The sequence below is a fragment of the uncultured Haliea sp. genome (assembly GCF_963973825.1).
Classification (GTDB): domain Bacteria; phylum Pseudomonadota; class Gammaproteobacteria; order Pseudomonadales; family Halieaceae; genus Haliea.
In genome coordinates, this window is record NZ_CAXBAE010000015.1 from 16,572 (window position 1) to 31,777 (window position 15,206).

Here is a 15,206-nt window from a genome sequence, read left to right on the forward strand (position 1 = left end):
TCTTTACCGCTGCCGCCGGTGACGGCTCGCACTGAGGACGTTGACGTGCCGTGAGCGGCGTGACAGAGCACATTGTTTCCGGGCATCGCTCCCTGTTGCTGTGCAACCCGGCCGTAGACGGTGTGCAGGCCGCGTGGCTGGAGCCGCAGTTCTGGGGTGAGCGCGCGCGCCCGGTGGCGGTCGGTGGTCGCGGCGGGGCGTTTTTTGTACAGGCTGACGCCGGCGAACTGGTGCTCCGGCAGTATCTGCGCGGCGGTATGATGGCGCGGATCATGCACCGCAGTTACCTGTTTACGGGCTTCAATCGCTGCCGTTCGCTGCGCGAGTTCCGCCTGCTGCAGCGCTTGCGTGACATGCACCTGCCTGTGCCGGAACCTATCGCTGCGCTGGCAGAGCGCGACGGTCTGTTCACCTGTCGCGCGGCCATCCTGCTGCGCCGCATACCCGGGGCGGTGCCGTTGCCGGTGTCCCCTGCAGTGGGGGACCCGGAGCTGTGGCAGCGGCTCGGTGCGCTTTTGGCCAGATTTCATGCAGCGGGCCTGGACCACGTGGACTTGAACTGCGACAACGTGCTGCATGCCCCTGAGGGCATCTGGTTGATCGATTTTGACCGCTGCAGGCTGCGTCACCCCGCGCAACGCTGGCAGCAGGCCAATCTCGATCGCTTGCAGCGTTCGGTTGCGAAGCGTTGCCATGCGCTCCCGGCAGCGCAGCGGCGTGCACTGTGGGCAGCGTTAATGCAGGGCTATGCTGCCATGAAGCCAGATCAGGAGAGGCAATGAAGGTATTGGTCACCGGCGCAGCCGGCTTTATCGGGTGCGAAACGGCGTTGCAGTTGCTGGCGCAGGGACACGAGGTGGCCGGCATCGACAACCTCAATGACTATTACGACGTCACGCTGAAGCAGGCGCGTCTCGCGCGCCTGCGGGCTCAACCGGGTTTCAGCGAGGCCGTGTTCTGCCTGTCTGATGCGGCCCGGCTGCGGGACTGGTTCAGCCATTTCCGTCCGGACGCTGTCATTCACCTGGCCGCGCAGGCGGGTGTGCGCTACTCACTGACGCACCCCGAGGCCTACCTGACCTCCAACCTGGTGGCGTTCGGCAATATGCTCGAATGTTGCCGGCATTTTCCGGTGGAGCACCTGGTCTACGCCAGTAGCAGCTCCGTTTACGGCAGCAATGCGCGTCAGCCCTTCAGTGTCAGCCACAGCGTGGACCACCCGGTGTCGCTGTACGCCGCCACGAAAAAGGCCAATGAGTTGATGGCGCACTCCTACAGCCATCTCTACCAGTTACCCACGACGGGGCTGCGCTTCTTCACGGTCTATGGCCCCTGGGGTCGTCCAGACATGGCGCCGATGATTTTCTGCCGCAAGATTCTGGCGGGGGAGCCGCTGGAGGTCTTCAACCACGGACAACACCGGCGCGACTTCACCTTTATCGAGGACATCGTCGACGGGATTCTGGGCGTGCTGGCCAGGCCTCCGGCGCCCAACCCCGATTGGGATGCCCTGGCTGCCGATCCTGCCACCTCCAGCGCCCCGTATCGTATTTTCAACATCGGTTGTGAGCGCCCGGTGCATTTGCTGGAGTTCATCGAATTGCTGGAACAGCGCCTGGGGCGCAGGGCGGAGAAGATCATGCTGCCCATGCAACCCGGTGACGTTGCCGAAACCTATGCCGATGTCAGCGCGTTGCGCGAACTGACAGGCTATGCGCCGCGCACAGGAGTTGCCGAGGGCGTGACGCGTTTTGTTGACTGGTATAAAGACTATTACGGGGCAGAGGCCAGCCGCTCCTGATACCAGGCGTAGGTGTTTACCGCGGTCTGCTCGGCATTGAATGCCTCTGCGATGCGGCGCCGCGCATTCTTCGCGCGCTGTGCCGCAGCCGCAGTATCCTGCAGGGCGTCACGGATTGCCGCGCTCAGTGCTGCGGGGCTGCGCTGCGGTACCAGCAGGCCGGTTTCACCGTGCAGCACGAGCTCCCGAGTGCCGCCGGCGTCAGTGGCGACAACGGGGGTGTTCACCGCCATCGCTTCGATGACAACCCGCGGCAGGCCTTCGCCGCTTTCCGAGGCTGACACCAGCAGATCGGCGGCGCTGAGTATCTGTGTGACATCAGTCCGGTAGCCGGTAAAGTGCACGCGCTCGGGGTGCCGGCAGCGGGCGGCGCGCTCGCGCACTCTGGCATTGCTGTCCACAGAGCCGATCAGCAGCAGATGGCTGTTCAACTCGGTGGGTAGTGCGTCAAAGGCATCAAGCAGGGTCAATGCGCCTTTTTTGGCGCTGTTGCGGCTGATGCAGCACAGGGTTATGGCATCCACAGGCACGCCAAACTCCGTCAGCGCCGCCGGCTCCACGTTATACCAGTCAAGTTCATGACCCTTGTGGATCGTTTTCAGCTTTTCGGGCGGCAGGTGCAACCAGAGCAGGCGCACGGCCAGCAGCGCATCCCGTATGGCATCGGCGACGCACAGGATCCCGTCCAGGCGCGGGTTGAGGAAGGTCAGCCAGGCTTCCGGCTTGCCATAGCCGACACCGGTCGTGACGCCCCGGTAGGCGAGCAGGCGGGCGCGGTGCCCGCCTGCGGCGCGCAACATACAGGTCACAGCGCGTGAATTGAACGCATGCACAATGTCGTAGTCGCCGGCGTACACGGTATCCCGGATCAGGGCTGTTGCCTCGCGATCGAAGCGGCCGCGGATTTTCAGGGGAATCACCTCGAGCCCTGCGTCCACCAGCAGGCTGTGATAGCGGCCGGCCGGATTGCTCATGATCGCAAAGCGTTCCATGCGATGGGCGAGCCGAATGAACAGCTCCGTTTCCGGGCGGTCTGCACAGTCTGTGATACAAAGCGCTTTCATCGGGCCGGGTCCTGTCTCGGCGTTGGAATCCGCGGGAACACCTGCGCTATAGTAGCGGCGCGGCTGGCGGCCCCGGTGGGTCGGCGTTCGCCACAGTGGCTACGCAGATCGACGAGAGTATACACAATGATTTCATCGGCACGAGGCCAACAGGTGCTGGCAGGCCTGGCGGTCGCCGGTTTTGCCGGGTCTCTGCTTTATTCCAGCCTGTTGTCCGCCGCCGTCATCCTGCTTGCGCTGGCCGCTGCGCTGCCTGCGTTGCGCCGGGAACTTCACGCCGGCGGGTGGGAACAGCCGCGCGAACTCCGTCTCCTGCATTTTGCCTGCTGGTTCCCGGTGGGGATTTTCCTGCTCTACTGGGCGGCAAGTGGTTTTGATTATCGTGGTCTCAAGGAGCTGGACGGCCCCGCTCGTCTGCTGCTCTTCTGGCCCCTGGTGCTGTCCCTCAGCTGGTCGGGCCTGAGTGCCCGTGGTGTATTTGCCGGCTTTGCGCTGATGGCACTGGGTGCTGCGGTGCACACCGTGGCCAGCCTGCTTTTCGCGGCACCCCCTTCGCCGGGGGAATCCATGCGCGCAGGGCTCTGGCTCAACCCCATTACGCTTGGCAATCTCTCGCTGCTGGCAGCGGCGGTGTTGCTGTCAGCCGCGCTGTACTGGCAGCGCTTGCAGCACAGGGGTTATGCGAGCCTGGCACTGGTGCTGGCGGGTCTCGCGCTGGCGGCTGCACTGCTTACCCAGACCCGGAGCAATGTGCTGGCGCTGCCCGTGTTGCTGGCTGTGCTGTTGCCACAGATGCGCCCGCCTCAGCGTGTCCTGGCGGTGCTGGCCGGCCTGGTGTTTCTGACGCTGACCGTGGTTGGCAACGCACGTTTTCTGGAAACCGTGATCAGGCTGCAGGCGGGCGATTTCGACGTGCAGACCGCCTCCCGTCTGGCCATATGGCAGATTGCCTGGGCTGAGTTTGTCGCCCAGCCCTGGTTTGGCGGGGGGCTGAATGCCTATCACGATGCGGTGCGGGCGGCGGCCGCGGCGGGCGCGCTGGACCAGCCGCAATTTGTGCTCAATTGCTGTACCAGCCATGCCCACAACGATCTGTTGCAAAACCTGGCGACCCGTGGGCTGCTCGGCGGCCTGAGCTGGCTGTTGCTGCTGCTGATTCCACTGCGGGTCTTTGCCCGCCATCTGCGCGCGCCGGAGCCGGCGGTGGCCTTTATCGCCTCAATTGGCGTGCTGCTGCCCGCGGGGTACGCCGTCTTCGGGCTCACCGAAGCCGTGTTCTCGCGCAGCGTGTTCATCACCTTTTACCTGCTCGCGCTGGCGGTCTGCGGCGCGGTACTGGTGACCGAGTTGCGGCGCGCCTGCACGCGCCAGCGCGCTGTAAGCCTGTCGGTAATTGTGATCACCAAGAACGAAGAGGAGCATATCGGCGCCTGCCTTGCCTCCGTGGCCGCAATAGCCGATGAGATCATCGTGGTCGACAGTGGTAGCGCCGACCGGACGGTGGCTATCGCACGCGAATTTACGCCTCACGTGGTCGAGACGGACTGGCCCGGTTTCGGCATCCAGAAACAGCGGGCGCTGGCGCGTGCCAGCGGCGACTGGGTGCTATCGATTGATGCGGACGAGCGGGTGAGTCCCGGGCTGGCGGCGGAGATCAACCACGTGCTGGCGGCGCCGTCTGCGGATGCCTACTGTCTGCCCTGGGCGGTGACCATCTATGGCACCCGGCTGGATTTTGGGCGTAGCGGTCGTGCACCACTGCGCCTTTTCCGGCGCGACGGGGTGCGTTTTTCCGATGCCCTGGTGCACGAAAAAATCCTGTTGCCGGCGGACCGCCGCGTGCGCACCTTGCGCGGGCGGCTGGTGCACTTCACCCACCGTGACTTCGGTCATGCGCTGCAGAAGGGCGCCCAGTACGCCTGGCTGGGCGCGCAGGAAAAGCACCGGCAGGGTAAACGGGTGCGCTCGCTGGTCTACCCCACGGCCCGCGGCCTGTTGACGTTCGTGCACGTGTATCTGTTGAGGCTGGGCTTTCTCGACGGGCAGGTAGGCTTTCTGTCAGCCGTCCTATACGCCCAGGTAAGTTTCAACAAATACGCCGGCCTGTGGACCCGGAATCGCCCCCGTTACGGCACTGACTGAGCCGTAGCGGCGAGCGCCTTGCGCAGTCGGCGGCGCATCTTCAGCTTGCGCCACAGGTTCAGTGGTTTGGATTTGGGCGGTGGTCCGGCAGCGAGCGCCTCATCAACCGCATCCAGTACCCTGGCGCTGGCATGTCCATCGGTAAACGCGTGCAGTTCTGTACACAGTGCCCGGGCCGCCTCCAGCAGCGCGGGTGGCCGCTCCAGCGCCTGCGCCAGCGCGGGCTCCACGGCATCCACCTCCTGTACATCCAGCAACCAGGGTCCGGCCATGCGGCTGCGGTAGGTCACCACCGGCCGGTCGAGGAACATGAACTCGAACATGATGGAGGAGGTGTCGCAGAGCATCACATCAGCCTCGGGGAGAATCGGCAGCAGATCCGCGTTGCTCTCTACGAAGCGCAGGTTGGGTCCGCTCATCTCCCGATAGCGCTGGACGATCTCCGGGTCCATTTTCGGGTGCAGGGTCACAATGAAGCGCCACTTGCCGGAGTCTGCCAACCGGGCGATCACACCCTCCAGCGCAGGTGCCGAGGTGATGGCCCGGCTGAAGGTGGAGGCGTAGAACACTACCGGAGGCTCGTCGCTGGCACGCAGGCGCTGCCCGGCAGGCGTGCCCGAGGCGAACAGTGGATCCAGTTTTGGCCAGCCGGTGCGGGCAACGCGGAAGTGCCCATGCTCTGCCGCCAGCGCCGAGAATTTCTGTGTATCGTTGCTGGCATGCGTGCAATAGAGGTCGAACCAGCCGCGAATGGTGTAATGGTCGCTGGCGTCCTCCGTGGCGTGCCCGCGCTTGTTGCGCGCCAGACCATGGAACACCTCCACCTTGATGCCGGGGAGAAAGTGCGGCACCCAGTCGCCGGGTACAAAGGTAGCCACCGCGGGATAGGCGCGCGCTTCTTCCAGTGTCCGCAGCAGGTGTTCGTCAGCCTGCAACGGCGCAGTGCTGCAGCCCGCAACAAACCAGGCCGCCTCATCGCCGCGGCGACGGATTTCGGCCTGCAGTGGACGCAGGATGGAGTAGGCGTAGGGCTGGTTGACGAAGAACAGGTAGTGGCGCATGCGGGCGTCGTGTCGGGTGGGGTTGGCCAGTTTAGCACACGGCGTTAGGGCGCCTTGCGGTAGGGGTCCGGCTGGCCGGGCGGGCGATGACGAAAGCGTTTGTATTCCCACTGGTACTGTTCGGGCGCCTCGCGCACACAGGCTTCCACCGAGCGATTGAGTGCGCTCGTTGCCACCACGGGATCCGGGTCTGCCATGCCCTCCTCACAACGCCGCACGATCAGGCGAAAGCCACGGCTGTTCGGCAGGCGCTGGCACCAGGTCATCAGGGGCACCGCGCCGGATTTTTGCAGCAGTTTGCTCACCAGTGTCATGGTGCGCACCTCCATGCCGAAAAACGGGGCATAGGCGCTACCGGCGGAACGGGGGCTCTGGTCGGGCAGGATGCCCGAAACCTCGCCTTCGCGCAGCAGCCCGATCAGTCGCGCGAGTCCGCGGCGATCTCCAGGAACATACTCTCCGCCGAAGCGGCCCCGGCACGCGGTCATGTAGTCTTCGAAGCCGGGTAGCGACGGCGGACTGTAGAGTGCAGCCATCCGGTAGCGGGAAGAAAAGTACAGCCCACAGAGCTCCCAGTTCCCGAGATGTGGGGCAAGCAGCAGCAGGCCCTTGCCGCCGGCCCTCGCCTCGGTGAGCAGTTCCTCCCCTTCGATCTCCTGCACCAGTTCCAGGCAGCGCTCCACCGGCCACTCCCAGATCAGCGGAATTTCCAGCGCCACCCGGCCAGTATGCTCGAGGCTCTGCCGCGCCAGGGCCTTGCGCTCGCGCTCGCCGAGCTCGGGGTAGGCGATGGCAAGATTGATCTGCGTCACCCGGCTGGAACGGTTGGGCAAGCGGCTTACGAGGCCGCCCAGCAGGGCACCGAGCCGCTGCGCGCTGGCCAGGCTCAGCCGGGCGAGCAGACGAATCAGTGCGATCAGCAGGGTTGCGCGGGTCAATGCCATAAAGCGTATGCTCAAACAGTGCCAACAGGTTGCAAAGCTATCACCGTCGAGCGCGTCACGCTAACGCTCCCTGCGGTAGGGGTCGGCATCCCGGGGGCTGGGGCGGGTCTTGAAGCGTCTGTGCATCCACAGGTACTGCTCCGGATGGCGGCGCACCTCGCGTTCGATGGTGGCGTTGACCAGCCTTGCATCGGCCTCGTCGTCACCGGAGGGAAAGTGCTCCAGCGGTGGGTGGAAGTAGATGTCGTAGCCCGGCACACCGTCGCTGCGGCGAAAGTGGCTGAAGGGCATGACCGCGCAGCCGCTGCGCTCCGCAATGCGAGAGGTCGCCGTAATGGAAGCGGTTTCGACGCCAAAGAAAGGTGCGAACACGATGCCCTTGCGGCCATAATCCTGGTCGGTTGCGTACCATATCGTGCGGTTTGCCCGCAGCTGCCGCAACAGGCCACGCAGGTCCTTGGCCGATAGCGCCACCCCGTAGCGGCGCTCACGGGCGCGGGTCATCACGGCATTGAGCAGGGCATTGTTGTGGTCGCGCTGCATGACGTCTGCTTCGACAAATTCGGTCACCAGGGTGCCGCACAGATCCAGCGAACTGTAATGCCCACCGAGTGCCAGAATGCCTTTGCCCTGAGCCAGCGCCCGTTCAACGTGCTCCAGGCCGTGCACCCGTGTCTGCGGCAGGAACGCGGCCGGGTCACGAAACCAGGCGAGGCCGATCTCCAGAATGCCGATGCCATTGGAATGAAAGGCACGCCGTACCAGGCTCGCCTGCTCTTCCGCACTCAGTTCCGGAAAGCACAGGCGAATGTTGACTTCGGCGATGTGCCTGCGGCGCGGGAGGGCCCGGTAGGCCAGTTCTCCCACGCCTTTGCCGAGCCACCACTGCGCCCGCAGCGGCAGCCGTGACAGCAGCCACATCAGCCCGATCAACAACCAGGTCGGCCACCAGCGGGGGTGCAGGTAACTGCCGTAGCGCGTGTCGCGGATGCGTTGCCGTGGGGTGCTCACCGGGTGGCACACTCTCATTCATCGAGCGGAGCCCGAAGTTTAACAGCCCTGCAGGGTCAGGCGGGAATAGTTCTGCGGCAGCGGGCGCGGGCATTGGGTAGAATGCGGGCTGTCCTGTGTTCCGGAATCGCCATGCTGCGCGCGCTGTACTCTTTTGTGTTTCGCCTTGCACTGCCCCTCGTGTTGCTGCAGCTGTGGTGGGCAAGCCGGGGTAATGCCACCCTGCGCGGCAACTGGCGTGAGCGTCTCGGTTGGGTGGCCCCGTCCTCCGGCCCCGTCATCTGGGTACACGCGGTGTCCGTGGGCGAGACCATCGCCGCCGCGCCCCTGGTGGATGCCCTGCTGCGGCGCCACCCCGGTTGCCGCATCCTCATGACCGCCATGACAGCCACCGGCTCGGCGCGGGCCCGCGCCCTGTTCGGTGACCGCATACGGTATGCGTTTTCCCCGTATGACACGCCGGGCGCGGTGTCACGCTTCCTGGACAGGGCGCGCCCAGCCGCCCTGATCATCATGGAAACCGAGCTGTGGCCGAACATGGTGGCCCTGACAGAGGAGCGCGGAATTCCCGTGGCGCTGGTGAATGCCAGACTGTCGGAGCGCTCGGCCCGCGGTTACCGGCGTATCGCCGGACTGGTCCACCCCATGGTAGCGCAGCTTGCCTGGATCGCCGCGCAGGGTGCGGACGATGCGCGGCGTTTTCGGGAAATCGGCGCTTCCGGCGAGCGGGTGTCGGTGACCGGCAGTATCAAGTTCGATGTGGTGGTCGACAGTGTATCGCGCGCGTCGGCGGAGCGCTTGCGTCGTCAGCTGGGCGAATCCCGTCCGGTGTGGATAGCGGCCAGTACCCACGACGGGGAGGACGAGCAGATTCTCGCCGCGCACCGGCGGGTACTGGAGCGCTGGCCCGAGGCCCTGCTCATGCTGGTGCCGCGTCACCCGGAACGTTTCGAGGCTGTTGCCCAGCGGATACAGGCCGGTGGCTTTGCGCTGGTCCGGCGCTCCGCAGGCGGAGATGACGCGCTGGCGCCCGGCACCCAGGTGTATCTGGGTGACACGATGGGTGAGTTGCTGCTGCTTTATGGCGCGGCGGATATTGCCTTTGTGGCAGGGTCGCTGATTCAGCGCGGTGGGCACAACCCGCTTGAACCGTCGGCCTGGGGCCTTCCGGTGCTGGCAGGCCCCCACGTATTCAACTTCGAAGCGATCTACGCCGCGCTGGATGAGGCCGGTGGCCTGGTGCCAGTGACAGGCGCCAACAGCCTGGCCAGCGCCGTGCAGGCCCTGCTGGCCGACAGCGACCTGCGGCGGCGGACGGGCGCTTGTGCCCTGGCCCTCATTGAAGCCAACCGTGGGCCGCTGGAGGCTGTGTTGCAGGGGCTGGCACAACGCCTGCCGGTACTGGGTGCGAGCCCACCCTAAAGGCTGCCGATCAGGGCCTCGCGCAGGGCCGGGCGACTGGTATCGGGCGAGAGCCAGATGGCAACGAAGTGCTCCCCGAAGTCAGCATCGTCAATGACGCCCAGTTTTTCGTTGTTGAAAAAGAACGTGCTGCGGTTATCGACATCGATTTCCAGCGCTATCACATCGTTCTTGCCCACATCCGGCCACAGTGTGGCGAGCTGTTGCAGCCACTGCTCGCGGCGCTCATGTGACAGTTGCAGGTGATCCCACTCTTCGCCGGTACGCTGTACCAGGGCCCTGGCCTCGAAGTCGCGCAGATACTGGATCTCCAGGCGCAATGGCCGCTGGTCGGGCTCGTAGCGGCCATTGGCGGTGTACAGCCTGGAGTCGTAGACCGACCAGAACATGACGTTGAGGCGCGCTTCGCCCACCAGCTGCAGATTGCCGGGTTGCGGAGTGTCGCTGGCAGACACCGCAGCCGGTAGAGCGAGGGCGCAGGCAAGGCTGAAGAGAAGGCTCGTGCACAGGCGTTTCATGGGTCTGTTACTCCTTGGCCTGAAAGAGACGTTGCTGCAGGTAGTATAGCGCGGGCAGGGTAAGCGACCAGATGGCGCTCATCATGAGCAGGCTCTGCCACAGCGGCCAGCCGAATTCCACGGCCCCGAGCTGGCTGCCCGCATAGTAATTGAACGGAAGCACGAGTGCGCCGGCCGCGGCTGTCAGCCATGGACGGCTGGCGAAGAACACGAGGCTGCGACCCAGCGTAGTGGCGAATGCCAGCCACAGCCCACAAAGCCAGAGGGGCAGGAGGACACCGTCAGTGAAGCGGAACACACCCAGTGCGCTGAGGCTGGCATCCACCGCCATGCCAATGCCGCCCAGCAGAAAGAGCTGGCGGAGCTCGCGGCCTCGCAGTGGCACCAGGGCAAAATGCAGTCCGATCAACCCCAGGGTGACGGCCAGCAGGGTATCCTGGCCGAGCACCGCACAAAACCAGGTGGTCTGAAACCATAGGGCATTGAACCACGCCTTCTCGGTGAGCTGGCGGGCGAAGGGTAACGGTGCTGTCGGACTGTCGGCGACGGGGTTACTCATGCGGGTGGTCCCACGTGATGGGTGCCTTGTTACGCTGCTCCCCGGCCGCCGGATCAGCCTGCTGTCAGTGGCTCGGCTTGCTGCCGTGCACGCCCAGGTAGTGGGAACTCAGGCTGGGAGCGGCAGCCAGCGGTTCGTTGATTTCGTAGAGACGCTCGTAGCGGGTCTCGCGGATCAGCCAGCGGCCGTCCTCCTTGACGTAGCGATCCCAATACAGTGCGGTGCCGGTGGTCAATGACTTGTATTCCAGCTGCCACATGTGGTCTGCAAGATACCAGATGCCGGTCGCTTCGCTGGCGCTGAGAATCTGGATTTCAGGCTGGTGGCCGTTGTGGTGTCCGATGGTGCCCGCATTGAAGGCGCCGCCGATGTTGGCCAGGTAATCATCGCGGCCGTTCACCTTCCACTCGTAGGTGCCGCCCTTGAAGTGCACCTCAACATCTTTGTGGAACAGCGGTGCCAGTTCTTCCAGGTTCGCGGTGTCGATGCAGCGGAAGTAGGCGTGCTTGAGCTGCTTGATGGCTTCCAGATCCATGAGCTGTTGAATATTCCGGCGCAGGCCCTCGATATCGGTGCCTGTGGCTTCCAGTGGGAGCCCTTCCTTGATGCCCATGGTGGTCTTGTTCAGTTTCTGGCGTTCTGTGCTCATGTTGCCCTCCCCGGGTTTATTGTCGTTACGCCGCAGTCTAAGCGGCGTGCCGGCGGGGGTCACCACGGGGCAGGCTGAATAGTTAGGCCTGCCGCGGACATCTGCCGCCCGGGACCGGTTCGTCTGGGTCCCGCCCGCGCGACAGGCGGTGCCCTTGGGGCCTGCGCCTACTTCACGCCGTAGTGCGCTGCGGTTTCGTCCAGTGCCTGCAGCAGCTTTTCCACCAGCGTGTCGATCTCCGCCCGCTGACTGACCAGTGGCGGCGCCATGATCATGGCGTCGCCTGTCTGGCGCACCATGAGGCCGTTGCTGTTGGCCCGGTCGCGGCAGTACACGGCAGCTTGGCTGTCGGGTGCCAGGCGTTCCCGGGAGTGTTTGTCGCGCACCAGTTCCACAGCGGCGAACATGCCCCGGCCTCGCACCTGGCCGACGATGGGATGACTCTGCAGGGTCTGTAGCTGGCTCTGGAAGTGCGGGGCGATCTGTACCGCTGCCGTCTGGATGATGTTGGTTTCACGCAGTGTACGCAGGGTGGCAATGCCCGCGGCGCAGGATGCCGGGTGGCCGGAGTAGGTAAGCCCATGGGTGAATTCGCCACCATGCGCCAGCAGCACATCGGCAATCTGGTCGCTGATCATGACGCCGCCCAGCGGGATATAGCCATTGGTGATGGCCTTGGCGAAGGTCATCAGATGCGGTCGAATGCCGTAGGTGTCGCTGCCGAACCATTGCCCGGTGCGGCCAAAGCCACAGATCACTTCGTCGGCGATCAGCAGAATGTCGCGCTCGTCGCAGATGCGCTGGATTTCGGGCCAGTAGGTATCAGGCGGCACAATCACGCCCCCGGCGCCCTGCACCGGTTCGGCAATGAAGGCTGCGACATTCTCTTCACCGAGTTCGTCGATTTTCGCTTCCAGCTCGCGCGCCACCTTGATGCCGAACTCGTCCGGCGACAGGTCGCCGCCCTCGGTGAACCAGTGCGGCTGGTTGATGTGATGGACGTAGTTCAGGCCCCAGACCTGCTGGTGCATGGCGTTCATCCCGCCCAGGGAGCCGGCGGCGATGGTGGAGCCGTGGTAGGCGTTCTTGCGGCTGATGAAGTGTTTTTTGTTCGGTTTGCCGAGCAGGTCGTAGTAGCGGTGCACCAGGCGGATGTTGGTGTCGTTGGCCTCCGAGCCGGAGTTGGTGAAAAAGACGTGGTTGAAGCGCTCCGGTGTGATCTCGACCAGGGCTCTGGCCAGTTCAACGGCGGGCTGGTTGGAGCAGCGGAAAAAGTTGTTGTAGAAGGGCAGCTCCTGCAGCTGCCGGTAGATGGCCTCCACAATCTGGTGCTGGCTGTAGCCCAGGTTGCAGCACCAGAGGCCGGACATGCCATCCAGCAGCTTGTTGCCGTCGGTGTCATAAATGTAGATGTGCTCGGCGCGGTTGACGATGCGTCCACCGCTTGCCGCGTAGTCACGCAGATCGGTAAACGGGTGGAAGTGGTGCGAACGGTCGAGGTCTTTCAGATTGAGAGCGTCGTTGTGCATGCCAGCTGTCCTGTGTCTCTGCCCGGGCCCGGTATGGCCGCGCAGGCGTGGAGCGTAGTTTAATGTAGAGTAAGCCCAGTGTGGCACAGGGCCACCGCGAATCCACTACCCCCTCCCGGTGTTTTTGCCGGGGACACCGGCCGGGCCAGGCCGGTGGCGGCCCGGGGTGTAGTACACAGGAAGACCAAACCGATGGACAATTCGCAGCAGTACCTGCAGGACTTTCTGCAGGGCAATCCGGACATTGAAGTGTTTGAAGTCATGCTGCCGGATCTCGGCGGTGGCATGCGCGGCAAGTGGATAAACCGGGACAAGATCCACAAGGTTGTCGCCGGTGAATTGAAACTGCCTGCCAGCTCCGTGGCCTTCGATGCCTGGGGGCGTGATATCGAAGCCTGGATCGCTGCGGGCGGGGATGGCGATGGCTTCTGCGAGGCGGATGTCGGCACGCTGGCGCGCGTGCCCTGGATGGCGCGGCCCACGGGCCAGGTGCTGATGTCCATGCGTGAGGCTGACGGCAGCCCGGGTGCGCTGGATGCCCGGTTCATCCTGCGCAATATCCTCCAGCGTTTCGCGCAGCGAGGCTTGACGCCGGTGCTGGCGACCGAGATGGAGTTTTACCTGCTGGGTCCCGAGAGCGACAGCCTGGGGCGGCCGCGGCATACGCAGTCGGACCGGGTGGGCGGCCAGCTGCACGCGGGGCAGACCTATGGTCTGGATACCATGGCCGACATGGCGCCGCTGATGCACGCCATACGGGATGCCTGCACGGTGCAGCAACTGCCGGTGGATACGCTGATCAAGGAGGGGGCGCCCTCGCAGTACGAAATCAACCTGTTGCACTGTGCGGACGCCCTGCGCGCCTGTGACCAGGCGGTGATGCTGCAGCGCCTCATCCGGGGCGTGGCCCGCAGTCATGACTTGCGGGCAACCTTCATGGCGAAACCCTTCGGCGACCTCGCCGGCAATGGCATGCACGTACATTGCAGTGTGCTGGATACAGCGGGCAACAATGTGTTCGACGATGGTACGGTTGCCGGTACGCCCCTGTTGCGGCAGGCGATAGCGGGCTGCCTGGCCAGCATGGAGGACTGCATGCTGCTGTTTGCGCCGCACCTGAACTCCTATCGCCGGTTCCGCCGCGGAACCCATGCGCCCGAGGCACCCTGCTGGGGCTATGAGAACCGCACGGTGTCGGTGCGGGTGCCGGCGGATCAACCCGCCGCCACGCGCATTGAGCACCGACTTGCCGGCGCCGATGCGCACCCGCATCTGGTCGTCGCAGCGATACTCGCCGGCATGCTGCATGGGCTGGAGCACGCGCTGCAGCCGCCTCCACCGGTGACCGGCAATGCCTATGACCAGGTGCCGCGGACGCTGCCCCGGCACTGGCCGGAGGCGGTGGAACGTTTTCGCAGTTCGGGGTTTATCGCGGAGTACTTCGGCGCCGAGTTCCAGCGTGTGTTCACGCTCATGAAAGAGCAGGAAATGCAGGAATTTGACCGCCATGTCACCCCCCTCGAGTATGACACCTCCCTGTGAAGCGCGACTATCTTCAGATAAAAGTGAACCAAAATCGCTTAAAATTCGAATAGATCGAAGGTAATGCAGTCGTTACGCTACGCCCATCGAATTTTGCAGAAAGGAGCGATCCATGAAGGCACTGAAGACATTTTCCCAGGCTCTGGCAATGGCCGCCGCTGTGGGCGCATTTGCTCCTGTGGCCTACGCTCTGGAGGCGCCGGTCACGCAAACCGCGGTCACCCAGGCGGCGCTGACCCCGGCGGACGCCGTGGCCATGCTGCGCGCGGGCAACGAGCGCTTCGTCTCCGGCGACATGCTCAAGCGTGACCTTCCCGGCCAGGTGGATGCAACGGCTGCCGGCCAGTATCCGCATTCCATTGTGCTCGGTTGTATAGACTCCCGCGTACCGCCGGAGCTGGTGTTTGACCAGGGTCTGGGTGATATTTTCAGCCCGCGCATTGCCGGCAACGTGGTAACGCCGGAACTGCTGGGCAGCATGGAGTTCGCGGCGGCCGTTGCCGGCTCCAAGGCGATCGTGGTGTTGGGCCACACGGCATGTGGCGCGGTGAAGGGCGCCTGTGACGGCGTGGAAATGGGCAACCTGACCAGCAACCTCGCACACATCCACGAGGCGGTGGAAGCGGTGCCAACGGCCAGTGGCCCGCGTGACTCCAGCAATACCGAGTGGGTCAACCAGGTGGCTGAGAAGAACGTGTCCCTGACGGTGGCGAAAATCCTCCGCGACAGCCCGGTCCTGAAAGGGCTGGTTGACCAGGGCAAGCTGACCGTGGTCGGCGCCATGTATGATGTGGCCACCGGCGAGGTCGACTTCCTCGACTGAGGCAGGCCTGACTATGCGGGCACGCCGGGCGGGGCGCCCGCACATCGATGCATCCCCCTTCCAATCTAGCTGTATGCCCTTCCGTCGTCCTCTTGTAGAGAAATCTGTTCCGCGCGCCGCAGGCGCCACTTTGTCGATGCC

At 64.4% G+C, this 15,206-nt stretch carries 14 protein-coding genes; 6 read left to right on the plus strand and 8 right to left on the minus strand.

From position 1 onward, the window contains the following. Positions 1-50 precede the first annotated feature (50 nt). Together AACZ17_RS15205 and AACZ17_RS15210 are read left to right on the plus strand one after the other, a co-directional pair. Positions 51-782 (plus strand): 3-deoxy-D-manno-octulosonic acid kinase, encoded by a 732-nt coding sequence (locus AACZ17_RS15205; RefSeq protein ID WP_290745611.1) that lies wholly within the window; start codon positions 51-53, stop codon positions 780-782. Next, positions 779-1,801, plus strand: coding sequence for an NAD-dependent epimerase (locus AACZ17_RS15210; RefSeq protein WP_290745608.1), 1,023 nt, complete (start codon positions 779-781; stop codon positions 1,799-1,801). The genes AACZ17_RS15205 and AACZ17_RS15210 overlap by 4 nt, the downstream gene beginning before the upstream one ends. Here the strand turns inward: AACZ17_RS15210 and AACZ17_RS15215 are convergent. Then, positions 1,774-2,865 carry a glycosyltransferase gene (locus tag AACZ17_RS15215; RefSeq protein WP_290745605.1) on the minus strand — a complete coding sequence of 364 codons (1,092 nt, stop codon included), beginning with the start codon at positions 2,863-2,865 and terminating at the stop codon, positions 1,774-1,776. The two genes, AACZ17_RS15210 and AACZ17_RS15215, sit on opposite strands and share 28 nt — an antisense overlap. A 126-nt stretch (positions 2,866-2,991) precedes the next feature. On the opposite strand from AACZ17_RS15215, the gene AACZ17_RS15220 reads away from it, so the two are divergent. Continuing rightward, entirely contained in the window at positions 2,992-5,007 is a 2,016-nt protein-coding gene (locus AACZ17_RS15220) for a glycosyltransferase (RefSeq protein WP_290745602.1), read from the plus strand. Here AACZ17_RS15220 and AACZ17_RS15225 read toward each other — a convergent pair. From AACZ17_RS15225 to lpxL, 3 genes are read right to left on the minus strand one after another with little or no spacing between them, the layout of a single operon-like run. Then, positions 4,992-6,068 carry a CDP-glycerol glycerophosphotransferase family protein gene (locus AACZ17_RS15225; protein WP_290745599.1) on the minus strand — a complete coding sequence of 359 codons (1,077 nt, stop codon included), beginning with the start codon at positions 6,066-6,068 and terminating at the stop codon, positions 4,992-4,994. The genes AACZ17_RS15220 and AACZ17_RS15225 overlap by 16 nt on opposite strands. Before the next feature lie 44 nt (positions 6,069-6,112). Next, positions 6,113-7,012 carry a lysophospholipid acyltransferase family protein gene (locus AACZ17_RS15230; protein WP_290745596.1) on the minus strand — a complete coding sequence of 300 codons (900 nt, stop codon included), beginning with the start codon at positions 7,010-7,012 and terminating at the stop codon, positions 6,113-6,115. 60 nt (positions 7,013-7,072) lie between these two features. Further along, entirely contained in the window at positions 7,073-8,023 is a 951-nt protein-coding gene (gene lpxL, locus AACZ17_RS15235) for an LpxL/LpxP family Kdo(2)-lipid IV(A) lauroyl/palmitoleoyl acyltransferase (RefSeq protein WP_290745594.1), read from the minus strand. A gap of 132 nt (positions 8,024-8,155) precedes the next feature. On the opposite strand from lpxL, the gene waaA reads away from it, so the two are divergent. Then, positions 8,156-9,445, plus strand: a complete 1,290-nt coding sequence (gene waaA / locus AACZ17_RS15240; protein WP_290745592.1) for a lipid IV(A) 3-deoxy-D-manno-octulosonic acid transferase — start codon at positions 8,156-8,158, stop codon at positions 9,443-9,445. Here waaA and AACZ17_RS15245 read toward each other — a convergent pair. From AACZ17_RS15245 to AACZ17_RS15260, 4 genes are all read right to left on the minus strand, one after another. Next, entirely contained in the window at positions 9,442-9,963 is a 522-nt protein-coding gene (locus AACZ17_RS15245; protein WP_290745590.1) for a chalcone isomerase family protein, read from the minus strand. The two genes, waaA and AACZ17_RS15245, sit on opposite strands and share 4 nt — an antisense overlap. Before the next feature lie 7 nt (positions 9,964-9,970). Further along, positions 9,971-10,522, minus strand: coding sequence for a DUF2878 domain-containing protein (locus AACZ17_RS15250; RefSeq protein WP_290745588.1), 552 nt, complete (start codon positions 10,520-10,522; stop codon positions 9,971-9,973). A 64-nt stretch (positions 10,523-10,586) separates the two neighbouring features. Then, positions 10,587-11,171: a nuclear transport factor 2 family protein gene (locus AACZ17_RS15255; protein WP_290745586.1), complete on the minus strand. Its 585-nt coding sequence runs from the start codon at positions 11,169-11,171 to the stop codon at positions 10,587-10,589. A gap of 167 nt (positions 11,172-11,338) precedes the next feature. Then, positions 11,339-12,700 carry an aminotransferase gene (locus AACZ17_RS15260; RefSeq protein WP_290745584.1) on the minus strand — a complete coding sequence of 454 codons (1,362 nt, stop codon included), beginning with the start codon at positions 12,698-12,700 and terminating at the stop codon, positions 11,339-11,341. 192 nt (positions 12,701-12,892) lie between these two features. On the opposite strand from AACZ17_RS15260, the gene AACZ17_RS15265 reads away from it, so the two are divergent. Then, entirely contained in the window at positions 12,893-14,242 is a 1,350-nt protein-coding gene (locus AACZ17_RS15265; protein WP_290745581.1) for a glutamine synthetase family protein, read from the plus strand. A gap of 112 nt (positions 14,243-14,354) precedes the next feature. Continuing rightward, entirely contained in the window at positions 14,355-15,065 is a 711-nt protein-coding gene (locus AACZ17_RS15270) for a carbonic anhydrase family protein (RefSeq protein WP_290745578.1), read from the plus strand. Positions 15,066-15,206: the final 141 nt, after the last annotated feature.